At 68.7% G+C, this 18,314-nt stretch carries 16 protein-coding genes; 6 read left to right on the forward strand and 10 right to left on the reverse strand.

Going from position 1 to position 18,314, the window contains the following annotated elements:
- Window positions 1–33: 33 nt before the first annotated feature.
- The 3 genes from JOD27_RS42685 to JOD27_RS42695 are packed head-to-tail and all read right to left on the reverse strand — an operon-like array spanning window position 34 to window position 4,402.
- Window positions 34–435, reverse strand: a complete 402-nt coding sequence (locus tag JOD27_RS42685; RefSeq protein WP_204768097.1) for a DUF4233 domain-containing protein — start codon at window positions 433–435, stop codon at window positions 34–36.
- Window positions 432–1,769 (reverse strand): bifunctional tetrahydrofolate synthase/dihydrofolate synthase, encoded by a 1,338-nt coding sequence (folC, locus tag JOD27_RS42690; protein WP_372441802.1) that lies wholly within the window; start codon window positions 1,767–1,769, stop codon window positions 432–434. The genes JOD27_RS42685 and folC overlap by 4 nt, the downstream gene beginning before the upstream one ends.
- Before the next feature lie 5 nt (window positions 1,770–1,774).
- The gene (locus JOD27_RS42695; protein WP_204768098.1) at window positions 1,775–4,402 is read right to left on the reverse strand and encodes a valine--tRNA ligase; all 2,628 of its coding nucleotides are present in this window, start codon (window positions 4,400–4,402) and stop codon (window positions 1,775–1,777) included.
- Window positions 4,403–4,539: 137 nt separating this feature from the next.
- Here JOD27_RS42695 and JOD27_RS42700 point away from each other — a divergent pair, with 137 nt between their 5' ends.
- Together JOD27_RS42700 and JOD27_RS42705 are read left to right on the forward strand one after the other, a co-directional pair.
- On the forward strand, window positions 4,540–5,454 hold the full coding sequence (locus tag JOD27_RS42700; protein WP_204768099.1) for a hypothetical protein: 915 nt from the start codon (window positions 4,540–4,542) through the stop codon (window positions 5,452–5,454).
- A 148-nt stretch (window positions 5,455–5,602) separates the two neighbouring features.
- Complete coding sequence (locus JOD27_RS42705) at window positions 5,603–7,888, forward strand: FdhF/YdeP family oxidoreductase (protein ID WP_204768100.1); 2,286 nt, start codon at window positions 5,603–5,605, stop codon at window positions 7,886–7,888.
- Here JOD27_RS42705 and JOD27_RS42710 read toward each other — a convergent pair.
- Window positions 7,885–9,342, reverse strand: a complete 1,458-nt coding sequence (locus tag JOD27_RS42710) for a glycoside hydrolase family 28 protein (protein ID WP_204768116.1) — start codon at window positions 9,340–9,342, stop codon at window positions 7,885–7,887. The genes JOD27_RS42705 and JOD27_RS42710 overlap by 4 nt on opposite strands.
- 358 nt (window positions 9,343–9,700) lie before the next feature.
- On the opposite strand from JOD27_RS42710, the gene JOD27_RS42715 reads away from it, so the two are divergent.
- Entirely contained in the window at window positions 9,701–10,282 is a 582-nt protein-coding gene (locus JOD27_RS42715) for a DUF2238 domain-containing protein (protein WP_204768101.1), read from the forward strand.
- On the opposite strand, the gene JOD27_RS42720 is transcribed toward JOD27_RS42715, so the two are convergent.
- Together JOD27_RS42720 and JOD27_RS42725 are read right to left on the reverse strand one after the other, a co-directional pair.
- The gene (locus JOD27_RS42720) at window positions 10,227–10,718 is read right to left on the reverse strand and encodes a hypothetical protein (protein WP_112275615.1); all 492 of its coding nucleotides are present in this window, start codon (window positions 10,716–10,718) and stop codon (window positions 10,227–10,229) included. The genes JOD27_RS42715 and JOD27_RS42720 overlap by 56 nt on opposite strands.
- A 59-nt stretch (window positions 10,719–10,777) precedes the next feature.
- Entirely contained in the window at window positions 10,778–12,292 is a 1,515-nt protein-coding gene (locus JOD27_RS42725) for a phytoene desaturase family protein (protein WP_204768102.1), read from the reverse strand.
- A 65-nt stretch (window positions 12,293–12,357) separates the two neighbouring features.
- Between JOD27_RS42725 and fdhD the strand changes: the two genes are divergently transcribed.
- Genes fdhD through JOD27_RS42740 form a run of 3 tightly spaced genes read left to right on the forward strand, consistent with a single transcriptional unit; the run spans window position 12,358 to window position 15,226 of the window.
- Entirely contained in the window at window positions 12,358–13,185 is an 828-nt protein-coding gene (gene fdhD / locus JOD27_RS42730; protein WP_204768103.1) for a formate dehydrogenase accessory sulfurtransferase FdhD, read from the forward strand.
- The gene (locus JOD27_RS42735) at window positions 13,172–14,302 is read left to right on the forward strand and encodes a CaiB/BaiF CoA transferase family protein (RefSeq protein ID WP_204768104.1); all 1,131 of its coding nucleotides are present in this window, start codon (window positions 13,172–13,174) and stop codon (window positions 14,300–14,302) included. The genes fdhD and JOD27_RS42735 overlap by 14 nt, the downstream gene beginning before the upstream one ends.
- Window positions 14,303–14,341: 39 nt before the next feature.
- Window positions 14,342–15,226, forward strand: a complete 885-nt coding sequence (locus tag JOD27_RS42740) for an alpha/beta hydrolase (protein WP_204768105.1) — start codon at window positions 14,342–14,344, stop codon at window positions 15,224–15,226.
- Here JOD27_RS42740 and JOD27_RS42745 read toward each other — a convergent pair.
- The 4 genes from JOD27_RS42745 to JOD27_RS42760 all read right to left on the reverse strand — a co-directional run.
- Window positions 15,223–16,533, reverse strand: a complete 1,311-nt coding sequence (locus JOD27_RS42745; protein ID WP_204768106.1) for a serine hydrolase domain-containing protein — start codon at window positions 16,531–16,533, stop codon at window positions 15,223–15,225. The two genes, JOD27_RS42740 and JOD27_RS42745, sit on opposite strands and share 4 nt — an antisense overlap.
- Window positions 16,534–16,547: 14 nt before the next feature.
- Entirely contained in the window at window positions 16,548–16,850 is a 303-nt protein-coding gene (locus tag JOD27_RS42750; RefSeq protein ID WP_204768107.1) for a hypothetical protein, read from the reverse strand.
- Window positions 16,851–17,085: 235 nt separating this feature from the next.
- Window positions 17,086–17,664, reverse strand: coding sequence for an RBBP9/YdeN family alpha/beta hydrolase (locus JOD27_RS42755; RefSeq protein ID WP_204768108.1), 579 nt, complete (start codon window positions 17,662–17,664; stop codon window positions 17,086–17,088).
- A gap of 65 nt (window positions 17,665–17,729) precedes the next feature.
- Window positions 17,730–18,314 (reverse strand): ClpB D2-like domain containing protein (locus JOD27_RS42760; protein WP_204768109.1); only part of this gene is annotated, 585 nt, incomplete at its 5' end.

Raw genomic sequence — 18,314 nt, forward strand, 5'->3', positions numbered from 1 at the left:
CCAGCCCGACCGGTAGGTCGGCCGGGTTCTTGATCACTCAGCCTGTTGCTGTTGCTGCTGCGCGGGGAGGCGACCCTCGGCCATCCGCTTGAGCAGGTCCTTGCGCAGCCACAGCATGTAGATCCACACCAGCCCGAAGATCACGCCGATCACGCCCATCGCGGGCAGCAGGAGCCAGGTCGCGATCAGCAGCACGTGCAGCGCCACGACGGCCGGGATGGCCCAGGGGCGGCGGACGAAGGCGCACATCGCGATGAACACCGCGATGAAGCCGAAGGCCGTCCAGCCGACCAGGGTGCCCACGCCGCCGTGCAGCTTGGCGATCACCGGCAGGGCCAGGGCCACGACGATGACCTCGAGGATCAGCGTGCCGGCCATGATGCCGCGGAAGGCCTTGAGCGGGTCCTTCTTCAGAGGGGCCGGGGACGTGGTCATGCCGGCTCCTTTCCGAACAGGGCACGGGCCTCGCCCGCGGTGACGACCGAGCCGGTGACGATGACTCCGCCGCCGGACAGTTCGTCCTCGGTCAGGTGGATGGCTTCCTCGATGGCGTCGTCGAGGCGCGGGCGGACCTCGAAGCGGTCCTCGCCGAAGATCGGGACGGCCAGGCCTGCCAGCACGTCGGGGTCCATGGCGCGCGGGGACGAGTTGGTGGTGATCACCAGTTCGTGCACGACCGGTTCCAGCGCCGAGAGGATGCCTTCCGCGTCCTTGTCGGACATGACGGCCACGACGGCCACGAGCTTGCGGAAGCCGAACTCCGAGTCCAGCGCGCGGGCCAGGGCCGCGGCGCCGTGCGGGTTGTGGGCGGCGTCCACGAAGATGTTCGGGGCCGACTTCACGCGCTCCAGGCGACCCGGCGTGATGACCGACGCGAAGCCCTCGCGGATCGCCTCCACGTCGAGCTGACGGTCGGCTCCGGCGCCGAAGAACGCCTCGACGGCGGCCAGGGCGAGAGCGGCGTTGGCTGCCTGGTGTTCGCCGTGCAGGGGCAGGAAGATGTCCTCGTAGACGCCGCCCAGGCCCTGCAACGTGATCAGCTGGCCGCCCACGGCCACCGAGCGCGAGACCACGCCGAACTCGCTGCCGAAGCGCGCGACGGTGGCGTCGACGGACGCCACGCGTTCGAGGATCACCTTCATCGCTTCGGGGGTCTGCTCGCCGACGACCGCGACGGAGCCCGGCTTGATGATGCCGGCCTTCTCAGTGGCGATGTCCTCGATGCGGGTGCCGAGGTAGTCGGTGTGGTCGAGGCCGATCGGCGTCAGGACGGCGATCTTCGCGTCCGCGATGGACGTCGCGTCCCACGTGCCGCCCATGCCGACCTCGACGACCGCCACGTCGACGGGAGCGTCCGCGAAGGCCGCGTAGGCCATGCCGGTGAGCACCTCGAACTTGCTCATCCGGATCTCGGACTGCGAGTCGACCATCGCGATGTACGGCTCGATGTCGCGGTAGACCTCGACGTAGCGGTCGGGGCTGATCGGCTGGTTGTCGAGGCTGATCCGCTCGGTCGCGAGCTGCAGGTGCGGGCTCGTGTAGCGGCCGGTGCGCAGACCGATGCGCGTGAAGAGCGCATCGGTCATACGCGACGTCGACGTCTTGCCGTTGGTTCCCGTCAGCTGCACGACCGGGTAGGTCGTCTGCGGGTCGCCCAGCACGTGCGCCAGCGCCCTGATCCGGTCCAGCGACGGCTCGAGCTTCGTCTCGGGCCACCGCTGGTTGAGCTCGTTCTCGACGTCGAAGAACTCGTCGAGGTTGATGTCCACTGTGCTTACGCCTCCGGCAGCGCGGCCAGGCGCTCGTTGATGCGGGCGATCTCGGCCTCGGCCACGGCCTTGCGCTCCTCGATCTTGGCCTTGACCTCGGCGGGCGCCTTGGCGAGGAACGCCTCGTTGCCCAGTTTCTTCGTCGTGCCCTCGAGCTCCTTCTGCGCTGCGGCGAGGTCCTTCGCCAGCCGCTTGCGCTCGGCGGCGACGTCGATCGCGCCGGACAGGTCCAGCTCGACCTTCACCGCGCCCTTGGGCAGACCGACCTCCAGCGTGGCCGAGACGGTGAACTCGTCGCCCGGCTCGGTCAGCCGCGTCATCGCGCGGACCGCGGGCACCTGGTCGGTCAGGCCGACGCAGCACGCGCCGCGGACCTTACCCGCGACCTTCTGGCCCGGCCTGAGGCCCTGCTCGGAACGGAACCGGCGGATCTCGGTGGCCAGCTTCTTCAGGCCCTCGACCTGGGCCGCGGCCTCGGCGTCGCGCTCGGCACCCGACGCGGACGGCCACGACGCGACGACGAGCGACTCGCCGCCGGTCAGCGACGTCCACAGCGTCTCGGTGATGAACGGGATCGCCGGGTGCAGCAGGCGCAGCAGGACGTCGAGGACGTGACCGAGGACGGACTGCGTGGCCTCGGCGCGGCCGTCCGCGATCTGGACCTTCGCGATCTCCAGGTACCAGTCGCAGAACTCGTCCCACGTGAAGCTGTACAGCGCCTCGCAGGCACGGGAGAACTGGAACGCCTCGAAATTGGAGTCCACAGTGGACACCAACGCGTCGAGCTCGTCGAGGATCCAGCGGTCGGCCGCCGTCAGCTCGGAACGGTCCGGCAGCGGACGCGCCACCGTCGCACCGTTGGCGAGAGCGAACCGAGCGGCGTTCCACAGCTTCGTGGTGAAGTTGCGCGAACCGGCCGCCCACTCCTCCGCGACGGCCATGTCCGAACCGGGGTTCGTGCCGCGCAGCAGCGTGAACCGGGTGGCGTCGGCGCCGTAGCGCTCCATCCAGTCCAGCGGGTCGATGCCGTTGCCCTTGGTCTTCGACATCTTCTTGCCGTACTGGTCCCGGATCAGGCCGTGCAGGAAGACGTGGTCGAACGGCTGGACGTCGTCCATCGCGTACAGGCCGAACATCATCATCCGGACGACCCAGAAGAACAGGATGTCGTAGCCGGTGGACAAAACGCTGGTCGGGTAGAACTTCTCGAGGTCCTCGGTGGAGTCCGGCCAGCCCAGGGTCGAGAACGGCCACAGGCCCGACGAGAACCAGGTGTCGAGGACGTCCTCGTCCTGACGCCAGCCCTCACCCGTGGGCACCTCGTCGTCCGGTCCGACGCAGACGACCTCGCCGTTCGGGCCGTACCAGACCGGGATCCGGTGGCCCCACCACAGCTGACGCGAGATGCACCAGTCGTGCAGGTTGTCGGTCCAGTCGAAGTAGCGCTTGTTCAGCTCCGCCGGGTGGATCTTGGTGCGGCCGTCGCGAACGGCGGCAGAGGCGGCGGCGGCGATGCCCTCGACCTTGACCCACCACTGCAGCGACAGGCGCGGCTCGATGACCGTGTCGCACCGCGAGCAGTGGCCGACCGCGTGGACGTACGGCCGCTTCTCCGCGACGATCCGGCCGTCCGCGCGCAACGCGGCGACGATCGCCGGACGGGCCTCGAACCGGTCGAGCCCCTCGAACGGGCCGTGCGCGGTGATGGTCGCGCGGCCGTCCATGATCGTGAGGTTCGGCAGGTTGTGGCGCTGGCCGATCTCGAAGTCGTTCGGGTCGTGAGCGGGCGTCACCTTGACCGCGCCGGTACCGAACTTCGGGTCGACGTGCGTGTCGGCGACGATCGGGATGCGGCGGCCGGTCAGCGGCAGCTCGACCTCGGTGCCGATGAGGTGCTGGTAGCGCTCGTCGTCCGGGTGGACGGCGACCGCCGTGTCACCGAGCATCGTCTCGGCGCGCGTGGTCGCGACGACGATCGAGTTCTCACCGTCGCCGTAGCGGATCGAGACGAGCTCGCCGTCGTCGTCGCTGTGGTCGACCTCGACGTCCGACAGCGCCGTCTGGCAGCGCGGGCACCAGTTGATGATCCGCTCGGCCTGGTAGATCAGCCCGTCGTCGTACATCTTCTTGAAGATCGTCTGGACGGCGCGCGACAGCCCCTCGTCCATGGTGAAGCGCTCACGCGACCAGTCGATGCCGTCGCCGAGCCGCTTCATCTGGTCGAGGATCTTGCCGCCGTACTCCTCTTTCCACTCCCAGACGCGCTCGACGAACTTCTCGCGACCGAGGTCGTGCCGCGACATGCCCTGCTTGGCGAGGTCGCGCTCGACGGCGTTCTGCGTCGCGATGCCGGCGTGGTCCATGCCCGGCAGCCACAGGACCTCGTAGCCCTGCATGCGGCGGCGCCTGGTCAGCGCGTCCATCACGCTGTGGTTCATGGCGTGGCCCATGTGGAGGCTGCCGGTGACGTTGGGCGGGGGCAGCACGATCGTGAACGGCGGCTTGTCGCTCTTGACGTCCGCCTCGAAGTAGCCCCGGTCGACCCACCGCTGGTACAGCTCCGCCTCTACCTCCGCCGGAGTCCACGCGGCGGGGAGGTCAGGACGCTGGGTTGCGGTGTCGAGTTCAGTCACAGCTGTCAAGTCTACGGAGCGGGAGGTATCGACTTGAAACGAGATACCTGATAACGGCCCGGCGACAATCCGGACCGAGCCGATGGCGTTCCCCCGGAGGTGACTGATGATGTCCGCCGATCAACTTTGGGGGGAACGTGCAGTACGACATCGAGGACCATCCCGACCTGAGAGACGCGGCGTGGCTGCGCGCCGCGAACAGACGTGCCAAGCGGGAAATCCGCGGGCAACGACGGCAGGCCCTGCTGCGCAGGCACAGCGGCAAGATCGTCGCGGCGATCGCCCTGGCCGTCACGGGCGCGGTGCTGTTCGGGCTGTACCGGGCCGGGACGTTCGACGGGGTCTCGCTGCCGCAGGTGACGCTTCCGCAGGTGACGCTCCCGACGACCGTCGCGCCGTACCAGGGCGTCAACGTCGAGAAGCCGTTCGCGGGCACCCCCGCCGAGCAGTGGGCCGACGGCGAAAAGGGCATCGTCGCGCCGGATCAGGACCCCGAGTACGCCGCGTCCTACGAAGCCGTGCGCAAGGCGCTCATCACCGGGCACGTGGACCCGCGGGTGATCGCCGACCACGACATGGAGCCGTTCGTGGCGCCGCTGGCGCCCGCACAGCAGGGTCCCTGGCGGAACGAGCCGGGAGGCACGGCGATCACCCGGCTGAAGAAGGGTACGAAGCTGCTGCCGAACGGGATCAAGGTGGACGGCCGCATGTGGCCGGGCCGCGACGAGTACGGCCGCCCGGTGGTGCACACGAGCTACCGGTTCGCCTACGCCTTCGACCCCGGTGACAAGAAGACGCTGCTCGACCAGTACGAGATCGTCGCCCTGCAGCGTGCGGACGTCGACTATCAGCTCACAGCGGACGGCTTCTGGATCACCAAGAGCGACGGCTTCTGGTACTCGATGGCCTGCAAGTCGCTGAAAGAGGGCTTCCTCGCCCCCATGTTCGTCGAGAAGCGGCCGCTGCCGACCGGCGTGACGAAGGACGACTTCCGCAAGCCGGAGGAGTGGTTCGCGCCGGACGCGAAGATGTCGGCCGCCAACTGCGAATGATCACCCTTTCAGAGGTGCCGGGCGACAGTGACGGCGATCACAATTGACCGTCACGGACCGTTCAACCCCTTGGGGCCCGTGACGGCGACGCCGCCGCGTTCTTCGGGGGCGCTGGCGGCGCCGACGTCGATCAGCGAAGAATGCAGCCATGAGCAGCAAGCCCCCGCAGCACGACGTCGACGAGTCCGAGCTCGAAGTCACCGCGCCGAAGACATGGGCAGCGGGTATTCCCGGTGTGCTCGTGTCGCTCGACCGTGCGGTCGAGCAGATGGGTGTCGGCCGGACGGTCAAGACGTTGCGCCTGCTCAACCAGCGTGAAGGCTTCGACTGCCCTGGCTGCGCGTGGCCGGAGCCCCAGGGCCACCGCAAGATGGCGGAGTTCTGCGAGAACGGCGCGAAGGCGGTCGCCGAGGAAGCCACGAAGCGGCGGATCGGGCCGGAGTTCTTCGCCGCGCACTCCGTCGAGAGCCTGCGGACGAAGACCGACTACTGGCTCGGCCAGCAGGGCAGGCTCACCGAGCCGATGGTGCTGCGCCCCGGCGCCACGCACTACACGCCGATCAGCTGGGACGCCGCGTTCACGCTGATCGCCGAGGAGCTGAACGCGCTGTCCTCGCCCGACGAGGCGATCTTCTACACGTCCGGCCGCACCAGCAACGAGGCCGCGTTCCTCTACCAGCTGCTGGTCCGCTCGTTCGGCACCAACAACCTGCCGGACTGCTCGAACATGTGCCACGAGTCGTCCGGCGCCGCGCTGAACGAGACGATCGGCATCGGCAAGGGCTCGGTGTCGATCAAGGACTTCGAGCTCGCCGACCTGATCGTGGTCGTCGGCCAGAACCCCGGTACGAACCACCCGCGCATGCTCAGCGCGCTGGAGGACGCCAAGAAGAACGGCGCGAGGATCATCGCGGTGAACCCGTTGCCGGAAGCGGGCCTCATGCGGTTCAAGAACCCGCAGAACGTGGCGGGCGTCGTCGGCCGCGGCACCGCGCTGTGCGACGAGTTCGTGCAGATCAAGGTGGGCGGCGACCAGGCGTTGTTCCAGGCGATCGGTCACCTGATCCTGCAGTGGGACAAGGCCGACAAGGACTTCGTGCAGGCCAAGACGCACGGCTCCGAGGAGTACGCGGAAAGCCTGCGCGAGCTCGACTGGGACCGTGTGCTCACCGCGACCGGCCTCACCCGCGAGCAGATCACCAGGGTCGCGGGCATGTTCGTCGACTCGAAGCGCACGATCGCCTGCTGGGCCATGGGCCTGACGCAGCACAAGCACAGCGTGCCGACGATCCGCGAGGTCGCGAACGTCATGTTCCTGCGCGGCATGATCGGCAAGCCGGGCGCGGGCCTGTGCCCGGTGCGCGGCCACTCGAACGTGCAGGGCGACCGCACGATGGGCATCTACGAGAAGATGCCGGAGAAGTTCCTCCTGGCGCTGGAGAACGAGTTCGGCATCCCGGTGCCGCGCAAGCACGGCTACGACACCGTCGACGCCATCAACGCCATGCGCCAGGGCCGCGGCAAGGTGTTCATCGCGATGGGCGGCAACTTCGTCAGCGCCACGCCGGACACGCCGGTGACCGAGAAGGCGCTGGAACAGTGCTCGTTGACCGTGCACGTCTCCACGAAGCTCAACCGCTCGCACGTGGTCCACGGCAAGACGGCGCTGATCCTCCCAGCGCTGGGCCGCACCGAAAGCGACGTGCAGCACTCCGGCGAGCAGTTCGTGACGGTCGAGGACTCGATGTCGGTCGTGCACCGCTCGCGCGGCCGGTTGAAGCCCGCGTCCGACCAGCTGCTGTCCGAGGTGTCGATCATCTGCCGCCTCGCCCGCAAGGTCCTCGGCGCTTCCCACGCCGTCGCGTGGGAGGAGTTCGAGAAGGACTACGACGTCATCCGCGAGCACATCTCCCGCGTCGTGCCGGGGTGCGCCGACTACAACACGCGCGTGCGCCAGCCCGACGGTTTCGTGCTGCCGCACCCGCCCCGTGACTCGCAGGAGTTCGCGACGGCGACCGGCAAGGCGAACTTCACGGCGAACGAGTTGACCGTGCTGGAGGTGCCGGAGGGCCGCCTGCTGATGCAGACCCTGCGCAGCCACGACCAGTACAACACCACGATCTACGGCCTGGACGACCGCTACCGCGGCGTGAAGGACGGGCGGCGCGTGGTGTTCGTGAACCCCGACGACATCAAGAAGCTCGGCTTCTCCGACGGTCAGATGGTGAACATCGTGTCGGAGTGGAAGGACGACCCGACGGGCGTGGTGGAACGCCGCGCCGAGTCGTTCCGGATCGTCTCCTACCCGACCGCGCACGGATGCGTGGCCACGTACTTCCCCGAGGCGAACCCCTTGGTGCCGTTGGACTCCAAGGCGGACATCTCGGGGACGCCGACCTCCAAGTCAGTCATCGTGCGACTGGAGCAGGCCTAGCACTTCTCGGTCGAGCCGGTGTTCTGCGTGCGTGGCGATCCGCTGTCGCGCACGCAGAACCCCTTGGTGTTGCGGAAGAGGAAGTCGGTCGGGCTGTTCGTGCCGCGCTCCCAGCCGAACGACTCGAACGAGATGTCGGTCGAGTTGTCCGTGATCACGGCGGGCCTGCCGTCGTTCTTCGTGAACGAGACCGCGCTGCCGCCGGCGAACCTGATGCGGTCGGCGTAGCGGATGTACCAGCCGTACGCGGGCCGCGTGCCGATGCTGTTCGGGTTGTAGTTCTTGCGGTCGTTGCTGGGCGGGTCGGTCGACATGGTGCCGTTACCGCCCGGTAGGTTGATCTTGACGTTGGTGAACGTCACGTCGGTGATGTGCCCGTCGACGTCGCCCATGATGGTCGGGCTGAACGACGGCGACGCGCCGTCGATGGTGATGTTGTCGTACGTGACGTTCTTGATGGTGCCGACGCCGGGACTGTTGCCGCAGCGTTTGCGGGCGCCGACCTTGAGCATGATCGGCGACCGCACGCCGCTCACGGTGATGTCGCGGTAGTGCACGTCGGAGATGACCGACCCGTCCATCGACACGAGGCCGAGTCCGGACTTGTTGGAGCCCTTGATGTCGATGCGCTGGAAGTCGTAGCCGGTGAAGTCGCCGCACGTCTCCGAGCCGAACATCAACGCGTTGCAGCAGCGTGCGCTGAGCTTGGTGTCGTAGACCTTCACGTTGCCGTTGCCGAGCTTCTGCCCGAGTGCGTAGTCGCTCTTGAACACCAGCGCGTCGTCGTTGGCCGCGAAGTTGCCGTTGGTGATCGTGACGTTGGTGGTGCTGATGACGTTCCAGCCGTCGCGGTCGCTCGCGGTGTCGATCGTGAGCCGGTCGCTGACGACGTTCTTGCAGCCGTTGATCAGCATCGCGAAGTGCCCGCCGCGCCGCAGCTTGATGCCGCTCACGGTGAGGTTCTCGCAGCGCGTCAACGAGATGATCTTGTCGGCCTGGCCGCTGCCGGGGTTGCCGGTGATCAGCGCGCCACCGCCGTCGATGGTGCCCTGGCCGACGAACGCGATGTTCGTCAGCCGGTCACCCCAGATCATCGCGTTGTGGAAGTGGCTGTGCCCGTAGTCCTGGTACTTGTCGTTGGGGTTGGACTCCGGCTTGTCGTACCCGCTGCCGCTCGCGCCCATGATCGTCGCGCCCGCGTCGAGCTGGATCGTCACGTCGCTCTTGAGGTGGATCGAGTTGGGCGAGCGGTAGGTGCCGGACGGGAACCGCACCGTCCCGCCGCCGGCCGCGTTCGCCGCGGTGATCGCCTTGTTGATCGCCGCCGTGTCGTTCGCGCTGCCGTTGCCGACAGCGCCGTAGTCCTTGACGTCGTGGACCGCCGCCTGTGCCGGTTCCGCGAGCACTGTCGTGGCCAACAGTGCTGCCGCCACCGCCACGCCGAGTCTCCGCATCACGGAGCAACCTCCCGATGAAAACGTTTGCAGCGGCGGCGAGGTCACACGCTACGCCGGTCGCACGCGACCGAACAGCCTCCAGCGGCGGCGCCCTGCCACGAAGAGACCGCTCCCTGTGCCGCGAGAAGGCCGGTCGACGGCTTCCTCAGGTGCGCGAACGAGCCGCCGGGCGGCCGCGTCGGCCTCGAAGTCGGCCTGCCGTTGCTTCGCGATAGCAAACGCATCGTGGTGCGGCAACATGACATTTCCCCTCAGTTTCGTGTTATTCGGTCGCGACCGTGACACCCAGGAAGATGCGAACGGCGCGGGAACCTTCAGGACGCAGGGACGGGTCGTCCATGCGCTCGTTGTACTCATGACTCGGGGGCAGCTGTGGCTGTTGGGGGCGTTCGGAGCGTTGGTCGCGGTGACGTGGATCGATCCGCCGTGGCCCGCTGAACAGGCACTGCACAGTTCGTTGACGGCCGTGGCGCTCGTGGCGCTGTGGTTGCTCAGGAAGCGTCTCGACACCGCGCAGTGCGCGTGGGCGCTGCTGTTCCTGGCGCTGCACACGATCGCGGCGCGGTGGATCTACTCGTTCGTGCCGTACGACTGGACGCAAGTCGTGTTCGGCGTGCGGCTCTCGGAGGTCTTCTCCTGGGAGCGCAACCACTTCGACCGGCTCGTGCACTTCGCGTACGGCGTGTGCCTGACGGCGATCCTGCGGCAGAAGTGGTTGCGCTCGCTGGAGATCGTGCTGGCGACCAGCGCGGCCTACGAGCTGCTGGAGTGGGCGATCGCGATGACGCTCGCGCCCGACATCGCCGAGGCCTACAACGGCCAGCAGGGCGACATGTGGGACGCCCACGCCGACATGGCGCTGGCCGCGTTGGGAGCCCTCGTCACCAGTCTGGCGAGTTACGCGCGACGGCGGTCACCAGTGGCAACGACTCAATGACCGGCACCCGTAGCAACTCGGCGGGCACGTCCGGGTCGCGCACCGGTTCGATGAGCTCCCGCAGCAGCGCGCCGACGACGTCGTCCGCGGTCTGGTCGACCTCGTGGATGAGGTCGCGCAGCTGATCGGCCGCGTCGTTGAGCACGCGCGGCCGTTGCGGCTCCTCCAGCATCAGCGCGGCCAGCCGCAACACCCGCCGGCACGTGCGCAGGCGCAGGCTCCTGCTCGCCGACTCCCGCGCGCCCGCGAGCCCGAGCCGCCCACGCGTGCGCTCGATCCACGGCTCGACCGTCTCGCGCCGCCAGATCGGGCCGGACGCGAGCTCGGCGTCGGGCTCGGGAATGCCGTGCGAGCGTCTCTTGCGCCACACAGCGACCAACTGCCGGCTCAGCCCCATGGCGTCGGCGATTTCCGCGATCCCGTAAAAGTCCCCCACGCCGTCAACTGTAACCAGAGATGACGCGTGGTGCCATCGAAAATGTCACAGTAGAAACTTCAGATGCGTTCGAGGACGGCCCGTGCCGCGTTGTGGCCGCCGATCCCGCTGACCCCGCCACCGCGCCGGGAGCCCGCGCCGCAGACGAAGACGTTGTCCACGTCCGTCTCGACGCCCCACCGGCCGACCTCGGCGTCGGTCTCGGCGAACGGCCAGTCGAGCTCTCCGTGGAAGATGTTGCCACCCGGCAGTCCGAGCTCTTCCTCCAGGTCCAGTGGTGTGCGCGCCTCGAGACACGGCCTGCCCTGTGCGTCGGTCGCCAGGCAGTCCCGGATCGGCTCGACCAGGTGGGCGTCGAGCTGGTCCAGATAGCGCCGCACCAGCTCGTCGCGCAGCCGTTCGTTGCGGCCTTCGAACAACGACGCGGGCAGGTGCAGGCCGAACAGTGTCAACGTCTCGTGGCCCGCCAGCGACGGCCCGAGGATCGACGGGTCCGTCAGCGAGTGGCAGTACATCTCGCCCGGCAGCACCGACGGCACCTGCCCCGCCGCGCTCTCCAGGTACGCGGTCTCCAGCTGGTCGTAGGCCTCGTCGAGGTGGAACGTGCCCGCGAACGCGAGCCGTGCGTCCACTCCGGACTTCAGCTCCGGCAGCCTGCGCAGCAGCATGTTGATCTTCAGCTGGCAGCCGGGCTCGTCGTGGACCTCCTTGCCCTGCAACCGTCCCAGCACGGAAGGCGCCACATTGGACAGCACGAACCGGGCCTGCACAGCGGTGTCGTCGTAGGTGACGGACGCCGTCCTGCCGTCGGACTCGACGACAGTCACGTGCGCATCGGTGATGATCTCCGCACCGGCCTCACGGGCGACCCGTTCCAGCTCGGCGGTCACCGCGCCCATGCCACCGACCGGGACCTTCCACTCACCCGAGCCGTTGCCGATCACGTGGTAGAGGAAGCACTTGTTGGCGCGCAACGAATGCAGCGACGAATGCGTGCCGATCAACGCATCCGTGGCGACGACGCCTCGCACCAGGTTGTTGTCGAACAGCTCCTGCAGCGTCGCGCCGATCGGGCGTTCGAAGACCTGGTCCCACAACCGGCCGCGCGCCACCGCGTCGACGTGCACGCGCAGATGATCCCTTGACACCAACGGTTCCAAAAGAGTCGGCGCCAAGGCTTGAGCCATCAGTTCGAGGTCGGCGTACCAGCGCTGCCACCGCTCCCAGTCGTCCAGCGACCCGCACACGGCCTCGAACGACGCCACGGTGGCGGCACCCGGCTCGCGTTCGACCAGCAGCCCTGTCCTGCCGTTCGGGGTGTACGACGAGGCGGCGCGGGACCGCAACGCAAGGTTGAGCCCCAGGTCGGACACGATCTGGTCGGGCAGCAGAGACACCAGGTAGGAGAACCGGGACAGCCGGGCGTCGACGCCTTCCCACGGTGACGCGCTCACGGCCGCGCCGCCGACGTGCGGCAGCTTCTCCAGCACCTTGACCGACTTCCCGGCCCGCGCGAGGTACGCGGCCGCCACCAGCCCGTTGTGGCCGCCTCCCACGATCACGACGTCGTCCATGCCCCGAGATCCCTCCCACGTAGCCTGGTCGGTGGGGAACATAGCGGTCCGAAGGAGATGTGCACATGGGCCGAGTGACGGTGCGCCGGGCGGTCGAGCGGGTGTCGCCGAACGGTCGGCGGCGCCGGGTGGACGCCCTGGCCGCCGAGGAACCGCTGGAGCTGCGGGTCAACGGGAAGTCGTTGGCCGTCACGATGCGCACGCCCGGCCAGGACGTCGAGCTCGCGCACGGCTTCCTGCTCAGCGAGGGCGTCGTCGGCTCGGCGGAGGACGTCTCCGTCGCCCGGTTCTGCGAGGGCACCGGGCCGGACGGGCTGAACACCTACAACGTGCTGGACGTCGCGCTGGCCGACGGGGTGCCGCCGCCGGACACCGGGGTGGAGCGGAACTTCTACACCACGTCGTCGTGCGGCGTGTGCGGGAAGGCCGCGCTGGACGCGGTGAAGCTCAAGACCCGCCACTCCCCCGCGCTCGACCCGGTGCGGGTGACGGCCGAGGCGCTGACGGGCTTCCCGGACGCGTTGCGGGAACGGCAGAAGGTCTTCGAGAGCACCGGTGGGCTGCACGCGGCGGGGCTCTTCGTGAACGGCGAGCTGCTGGTCGTGCGGGAGGACGTGGGCAGGCACAACGCCGTCGACAAGGTGCTGGGCTGGGCGGTGCTGCAGAACCTCGTGCCGCTGACCGGAGCGGTGCTGATGGTGTCCGGGCGGGCGTCGTTCGAGCTGGTGCAGAAGGCCGCGATGGCCGGAATTCCGGTGCTCGCCGCGGTGTCGGCGCCGTCGTCGCTCGCCGTGGAGCTGGCGGAGGAACAGGGGATGACGCTCATCGGGTTCCTGCGCGGCGACTCGATGAACGTCTACACCGGAGGGGAGCGCGTGCTTGAGACCGCTTGACGGCGTCGTGGTGGTGAGCCTGGAGCAGGCCGTCGCCGTCCCGTACGCGACGCGGTTGCTGGCCGATCTCGGGGCACGCGTGATCAAGATCGAACGGCCCGGTACTGGTGACTTCGCGCGGCACTACGACTCGTCGTGCGGCGAGGTGTCTTCGTACTTCGCGTGGACGAACGTCGGCAAGGAGTCGGTGTCGCTCGACATCAACCACCCGGACGGCCGCGAGGTGCTGCAACGGCTGGTCGCGCGCGCTGACGTGCTGCTGTGCAACCTCTCACCGCGGGTGTGGGAGCGGCTGGCCCTGGAGCTGCCGGAGACGTTGATCGTCGGTGAGCTGTCCGGGTACGGCTGGGACGGCCCGTACGCGGGCCGCAAGGCGTTCGACGCGCTGGTGCAGTCCGAGGCCGGGCTGGTGTCGCTGACCGGCGAGGGTGACGTGATGGCACGGGCCGGCATCTCGGTCGCGGACATCGCGGCCGGGGTTCAACTGCACGCGGCCGTGCTGGCGGCCTTGCTGCGGAAGGCACGCACGGGCTGCGGCGCGCGGCTGCGGTTGTCGCTGTTCGAGGCGATGGCCGAGTGGATGCACCAGCCGATGCTCTACGCCGCCGGGACGGGTGCCGCCGCCCCGCGTTCGGGGGCGCACCACCCGAGCATCGCGCCGTACGGGCCGGTGGCCTGCGCGGACGGCGCCGTGCACCTGGCCGTGCAGAACGACGGCCAGTGGCAGCGGTTGTGCGGCCTGATCGGGCTCGGTGCCGAGGAGAGGTTCGCCACAGTGGCCTCTCGGGTCGCGCACCGCGACGAGCTGCAGAAACTGCTCGAACAGGCATTTTCCGGCATGACCGCGGAGGAGTTGCTGGCCGCTCTGGACGCCGTCGACGTGCCGGCCGCACTGACCCGCTCGATCACCGAACTGCCCACCCACCCGCAGCTCGACACATGGGTTGACGTGCAGGTTCCCGGCGGCACAGCCCGGATGCTGCCGCCGCCGGTGGCCGGTTTCGAGTGGTCACCTGGTGCGGTCCCCGCCCTCGGCGCGCACAATGATCACGTGTTGCGCTGGCTGGGTTATTCGGATGAGGAACTGTCCTTTTTACGCGTGCGTTCCGTCCTCTGAGAACGAAACGAGGAACGGTACCCACGCGATGAGGTGAGCATGGGGGAACCGAGGTACAGCCGCCGCACCCTCCTCGCGGCGATCGGCGGGATCATCGCGACAGCCACAGGCGTCGCGACCTACGTGTCGTCGTCTTCGTCCGAGGCCACGGAGCAGCAGATCGCCACGGCCGACCGCGTGCGCGGCACCGGTGCCGCCAAGCCGACGGTCCGCTTCGAGCGCGTGTACTCGGCCGCCCGCCGCCGCGAGGTCACCCTCGCCTTCTACCTCCCGACCGGCGCGAACCCGCGCGGCCTGCCGATGTCGATCCTGCTCCACGGCCTGCACGGCGACGCCCGCCACGCGTCCATCGGCAACCTCGACGAGGTGCTGACCTCGGCCGTCGCGAAGGGCTCCGTCCCGGCGTTCGGTTTCGTCGCGGTCGACGGCGGCGACAACTACTGGCACGAGAACACCCCGGGCGACGACCCGATGGCCATGCTGCTCGACGAGGTCCCCCAGTGGCTGCGCGAGCGGGGCTACGGCGAACCGTTCGCCGTGACGGGCGTGTCGATGGGCGGCTTCGGCGCGTTGCTGTACGCACGGCGCCGTGCCGAACGTGGCGACCCGATCGCGGCCACCGCGGCCATCTCCCCCGGCCTGATCACCACGTGGCCGGAGATGGCCAAACGCCGCGCGTTCAAGAACGAGGACGAGTGGGTCTCACTCGACCCCCTGCGGCACCTCAAGGCGACCGGTCCGACCGCGCTCGGCGTGTGGATCGGTGACCGCGACAGGTTCATCGAGGGCACCCGCCGGTTCATCCGCGACGTGCGGCCCGAGGTCGGCACGGTGAAGTCGGGAGGGCACGACGACGGGTTCTACCGCAAGGTGACCCCCGACGTCGTGCAGTTCCTCGCGAAGTACGCCAAGCGGGCCGTCTAGACGCGCGTCGCCGCACGGCCGTAGTGCACCCACTTGACCCTGTCCTGCTCGTCGCGTCCACAAAGGACGATCACCGAGTGGAAGCCGTCCTTGCGCTCCACGGCGATCAGCGCGTCGTCGCGGAAGCCGGTGTACTCGTGCTCGTCGGTGTCGGTCAGCGCCTCGTAGACCTTGGTACGAGGCACATAGCGCACCTTGACCCTGCCGTGATCGCTCACGGTGATGTGCACGTCGAGCCCCGCGGCCCGGTAGGTCCCGGCGACCTTCTCGACGTCGATCGGCACGGGCGTCGCGGGTGGCTCAGGCAGATCCCCCAGCTTCGCGAACTCGCCGATCACCTTCGTGTACAAGGCCTCCACGACCGGCAGAGCCGTGCCTCCGTTGGTCAGCACGGTGATCGCGAGGTCCGCCTCGGGGATCACCCGCAGCCAAGCCAGGAAACCGAGAGTGCGGCCGGTGTGTCCCATGCCGGTCATGCCGTTGTCGTAGTCGTGCAGCATCCAGCCGAGGCCCTGCCGTCCGCCGAGGCCGAAGTCCGGCGGCACGACCTGGGTTTCGCGCATCGCGTCGAACTCGGTCGTGGCGAGGTGCATCCGCACGAACTGGAGCAGGTCGCGCGCGCTCATCGCCAGCACGGAGCCCGCCGGTGCGTCCGCCTCGGTCATCAGCTCGTCGACGGGCTTCAGCTCGGCGCCGAGGTGGCCCGTGGCGACCTGCTTCCCCGCGTACTCCGCGTGACGTGTGGCAGCCGTCGGCAAGCCGAGCCTGTCCACCAGCCGTTCGCGAAGGACCGTGTGGAAAGGCTTGCCGCGCAACACTTCCACGATCCGGCCGAGCACCACGAAGCCGCTGTTGCAGTACGTGTAGAGCTCGCCGGGCGGAGTCTCCTGCTTCGCCTCGGCCATCAGCTCCAGGTACTTCTCCAGCATGTCGTCGCCGTTGCCGGTGTCGAGGAAGAGGTCGCCCTCGAAACCGCCGGTGTGGCTGAGCAGCTGGCGGGGCGTGATGACCTTCGCCGCGTGCTCGTCCGCCAGCCGGAACTCCGGCAGCACCGCACGCACGGGCTGGTCGAGATCGAGCAGGCCCTCGTTCACCAGCTCTTGGACGAGCGTCGCCGTCCACACCTTCGTGATCGAGCCGATCTGGAAGCTCGAGTGCGCGGTCACCGGCTCGTTGGTGACGTTGTTCAGCACGCCCGCTGCCGCATCGACGATTTCGTCGTCGTGCAGCACCGCGACCTGCGCGCCGACGACACCGTGTTCCTCGATCAGCTCCGGCAGCCGGCGCTTGATCCACTCACTGATCACACTTCCCCCATTTCTCAGACCCGGACGGCAGTCCGGTTGGCGCGGTGGAGCCACCGGACGCGGCCAGGACCGCCCGGTGTCACGTGCAGGTCGACGTGCGCGGAGTGGTTCGTGCGAACGACGGCGTCCACGTTCATGGCCGGCGGCGTGGCGGGTGGCGTCGGGAAAGCGCGTAGTTTCACGCCGTTGTCGTAGCGGAGCAGCATCCAGCCGAGCCCTTGCTCGCCGCCGCACCCGTAGTCCGCGCGACGTGCGTGCTCGCGCAGCACCACGTGGAAAGGCTTGCCGCGCACTACTTCCACGATCCGGCCCAGCACGACGAACCTGGCGTCGAGGTACGAGTGGAGCCCGCCGGGCGTGATGATCTGGGTCGGCCATGGCGAGTTGGCCGACGTAGGTGCCGATCGTGTCGGCGCCGGTCGCGGTGCTGAGCACGTCGACGATCCCACCGTCGGCCAGCACGGCGACCTGGGCGCCGGCGACACCGTGGTCCGCGACGAGCTCGGGCAGCCTGCGGCGCAGCCACTCCACGTTCCCCCCAGGATGTGCGACCTAGCGCGGCGAGAGCGGCACCGTCTTCGACCGCACCCACTTGAGCACCGAGGGCCACTCGCCGTAGCCCGCGTCGGTGTTGATGTGGGCGGCGCCGGGCAGCACGTCGACCTCGATGCGCAGCGCCTCGGCCAGCTGCTTGGAGACCTGCATGGAGCAGTACGGGTCGCCGTCGCCCACCACGAGGCGGGTGTCGGTGGCGGCGCGGCGGAGGCCGGCCGGGTCCAGCGGGGCCGGGAAGAACGACTTGATGGCAGGCTCCGGGTAGTCCGGCGCGGGCGGGGCCACCAGCAGTACGCGGTCCACGTGGCCGATGTTCTGGCGGGCGGCGTGGTGCAGCCACAGGTAGCAGCCGAGCGAGTGGGCCACGACGACACGTTCGCGGTCGGTCGGCGCGGCTTCCAGGTGCGTGTCGAGCTCACGCAGCCACGTGGCCAGGTCGGGCTCGTCCGGGTCGCTGAAGTGCGGCATGTCCGCGAGGCCGCCGTGCTCGGACACCGTGCGGGCGAGCCAGCTCTGCCAGTGGTCAGGGCCCGAGCCGGTCCAGCCGTGGAGGATGAGCACGTGAGGTAGCGACATGCTTCCACCTTAGAACGCGAAAGGGCCCCGGCAGTGGCTGCCGGGGCCCTGTTCGGAAGATCGCGTCAGGCCGACTTCTCCCGCCGCTCACGGCGCGAGGGCTGCCGAGCGACGATCGTCGGGTTCACGTTCTCCTTCACCGTCTGCTCGGTGATGACGACCTTGGCGACGTCCGTGCGGCTCGGGATGTCGTACATCACGGGGAGCAGGACCTCTTCCATGATCGCGCGCAGGCCGCGGGCACCGGTGCCGCGCAGGATCGCCTGGTCGGCGACGGCCTCGAGCGCGGTCTTGGTGAACTCCAGCTCGACGCCGTCCATCTCGAAGAGCTTCTGGTACTGCTTGACCAGGGCGTTCTTCGGCTCGGTGAGGATCTGCACCAGCGACGGCTTGTCGAGGTTCGTCACGGAGGCGACCATCGGCAGACGCCCGATGAACTCGGGGATCAGGCCGAACTTGATCAGGTCCTCCGGCATGGAGTCCGCGAAGTAGTCCGCCGCGTCCACCTCGGCCTTGGAGCGGACCTCGGCACCGAAGCCCAGGCCGCGCTTGCCGACGCGGTCCTGAATGATCTTCTCCAGGCCCGCGAAGGCGCCCGCCACGATGAACAGCACGTTCGTCGTGTCGATCTGGATGAACTCCTGGTGCGG

The sequence above is a fragment of the Lentzea nigeriaca genome (assembly GCF_016907955.1).
GTDB classification, from domain to species: domain Bacteria; phylum Actinomycetota; class Actinomycetes; order Mycobacteriales; family Pseudonocardiaceae; genus Lentzea; species Lentzea nigeriaca.